This window comes from Brotocaccenecus cirricatena (genome assembly GCF_020687045.1).
Lineage (GTDB): Bacteria > Bacillota > Clostridia > Oscillospirales > Oscillospiraceae > Vescimonas > Vescimonas cirricatena.
Window position 1 is genome coordinate 1 of the sequence record NZ_JAJEPW010000130.1, and the last position, 2,432, is coordinate 2,432.

At 55.6% G+C, this 2,432-nt stretch carries 3 protein-coding genes; all 3 read right to left on the reverse strand.

Annotation, left to right across the window (positions count from 1 at the left end; translation table 11 throughout):
• On the reverse strand, window positions 1-194 hold a 194-nt coding region (locus LKD37_RS17280), incomplete at its 3' end, for an LPD28 domain-containing protein (RefSeq protein ID WP_431833234.1).
• Between the two features lie 59 nt (window positions 195-253).
• Window positions 254-1,177 carry a DUF6329 domain-containing protein gene (locus LKD37_RS17285; protein WP_302930299.1) on the reverse strand — a complete coding sequence of 308 codons (924 nt, stop codon included), beginning with the start codon at window positions 1,175-1,177 and terminating at the stop codon, window positions 254-256.
• Complete coding sequence (locus tag LKD37_RS17290) at window positions 1,174-2,361, reverse strand: antirestriction protein ArdA (protein ID WP_302930300.1); 1,188 nt, start codon at window positions 2,359-2,361, stop codon at window positions 1,174-1,176. The genes LKD37_RS17285 and LKD37_RS17290 overlap by 4 nt, the downstream gene beginning before the upstream one ends.
• Window positions 2,362-2,432 lie beyond the last annotated feature (71 nt).

Genomic DNA, 2,432 nt, shown 5'->3' on the forward strand with positions numbered 1-2,432 from the left:
GAGCCTGCGTGGTTGACCACAACATTTTCTTCCATGTAGCACAGCTCACCGGGATCATCGTCAGAGCCGCGAATGTCGTAGCAGTACCAGCCCTTCGGCACGGTACCACGGGCGATGCGTCCGTTGGTGAACAGCGCGGGCTTATCGAATACTTCAATGTGCTGGAATTCCTCTGTTCTTGCGTTTACAGCCATTTGGGTTTTCTTCCTTTCTTTTTGGTAACGGCAAACATACTACACATCTGCCGCAAAGTCTACCGAAACATTTGCTGTCCCTGCCGCTGCTCCGGAAACGGCGGGTCCAAGCGGCGCAGCAGACCGAACTCCGTTTCCGTCACACCGTCATTTTCCATGCAGTCCTGACCGTATTTCTCAAAATCCATGTAGCCATCCAGCTCATAGATGGCTTCATCGTCCAGCCCCAGCGTTTCCTGCAATCGCTGCTGACCGTAACCGTAAGCACCCTCCGTGATGCGCTGGTAGTTATCCAGATTTCGCAGGAGTTCACAGGCTCCGCGCAGGGTATCCGGCTTCTCAGCCTCCAGCACGGCGGCGTAGGTCAAAAGCATCCCGTCCTTTTGCCAGATATCCTCCAATGCTTCGGCAAAATCGTTGTAATCCTCCACGGCGGGGCAATCCGTATCACGGATCAGCTCGCCGATGTAAGGCACCTTGAAGCGAATATCACAGAGCATGGCATCCGCGAAAACATCAATATCGAGGTAAGCTTTCACCGCGTCCAGGTATTCCTCATCAGTGGGGAGGACGAGGGTGTAGTCCGGCTTTCCATCGACACGCAGCGTCATGCGGAGCATTTCATCCCTGCTCTCATCCCGCCAAGGCTCTGCTGGCGAAAGATAGCTGCGGTCGACCCCCATATCCGGCGTCAGCAAGCTGCGGGCGTTGGGGACAAAAGCACTATACCGGGCGTAGTTGTACCCCTGTGGGTCAACAAGGAAACCGTCCGTTCCATCCGCGTCGAGGATGAGCAGGCAGTGTCTGGTGTCACCATCGTGCCGGATGGCATTTTTGTTCTCCGCGATGAAATCATAGTCAGCCAGCAGTGCGCGGCTGAACTGCTGGAACCGCTGGCTTGGCAGCTCGATGACCTTATCCACGGCACAGGGGTCTGCCTCACACCTGGTCTGCTTACACTTCAGTTCTGCTTGAATGATCATCGTGAAAGCCCTCCCATCTCCATGCCGTTTTTATGCCGGTTTTCCATCACTTCTTCCATGCGAAAAAAGCCTTTGTAGGCAACATAGCCCCGGTCAGTGAACATCCCGTCCTCCTCGTTCATACGCTCCGTGCCGTACTTTTCATAGTCGTAAAAAGCGTCGAGATTTTCGTCATAGTCGAAATGACCGGACTGCTGGATCATGTACTTGCCGTACTCGGCGGGAGAGTGCGCGCCGGGGGCGAAGTCAAATAAGTCGAGGCTTTCCACAAGGTTTTTGATCTGTGCCGAGGACTTTGGCTCTGCCAGCATGACCACAGCGCCCAGCTTTTCCATATCTACTTTTGATAACCCATCCGTCGCCTCTGCCAGTTCGTTGAGGTCGGAGAGAGTTTCATACTCCATATCCAACAGGGCATCCACCTCATTGGGGAGCTGGCTGTCCTCCAGCCGCAGGCGGACATCGGCGGGATCTGTGATGCCCCCGCTAAGGAGGGCGCGGTCGATCTCCTCCTGTACCATGGGGAGGAACAGCCATGTGATATGCTCTGTGTCCTCCGGCTCGGCTTTGGATGTCACCGCAACGGTGATGACATTCGGCTCATAGTAGTAGCAGGGGAAGAAGCGGCCGTCATAGATCTGCTCTAACTTCATGCCGTTGTCGTAGACCACACCATAGGGGGTGATCGTGCCGCCGCCATTTTCGATGAGCTGCCGCGCGGTTTCCTCGCCGTCCAGCGCATCCAACTCCTCTGTCTTGGCACATCCTCCGTGCAGGTTCATGTAGTGGTCGCGGCCAACAGCGGCGAGGTCAGAAAAGTCGGTGATGACCGTGGCCTGCTGGCAGCAGAAGGTCAGGTTGATGAGATCCTTCAGCTCGAACAACTCCAGCTTGTGGGCCATCGCCTGAAACTGCGCGGCCTCGCCGGTGTCGAAGCTATCCAGTCGCTTGGCAAGGTAGTTCAGCTCCTCCACATTGACCGTAAGCATCTCCGCTCGTTTTAGGACGGTGTAGAAGCTGTCGACCTTCTCCACCTTACAGTCGGCCTTGACCGCGTCGCCGATCTCCAACGCCTCCAGCAGCTCCATGCAGTGTGCGTACTGGTCATGCGGAATGGGGAACGGGATGGTTGCCACGCCGTATTCCGGGTGGCCGGGATTACCGAGAACCGCTTGAAACATCATGTTTCATTCACTCCTTTTTCCAAATTCAAAACCGCATCTCCGTATTTGGCCATCAGTAGTGCGCCAGTGAT

Excerpts from the sequence above, each read along its gene's own strand:
- LKD37_RS17285 (WP_302930299.1), bottom strand. The coding sequence starts at position 1,177 with ATGATCATTCAAGCAGAACTGAAGTGTAAGCAGACCAGGTGTGAGGCA.
- LKD37_RS17290 (WP_302930300.1), bottom strand. The coding sequence starts at position 2,361 with ATGATGTTTCAAGCGGTTCTCGGTAATCCCGGCCACCCGGAATACGGC.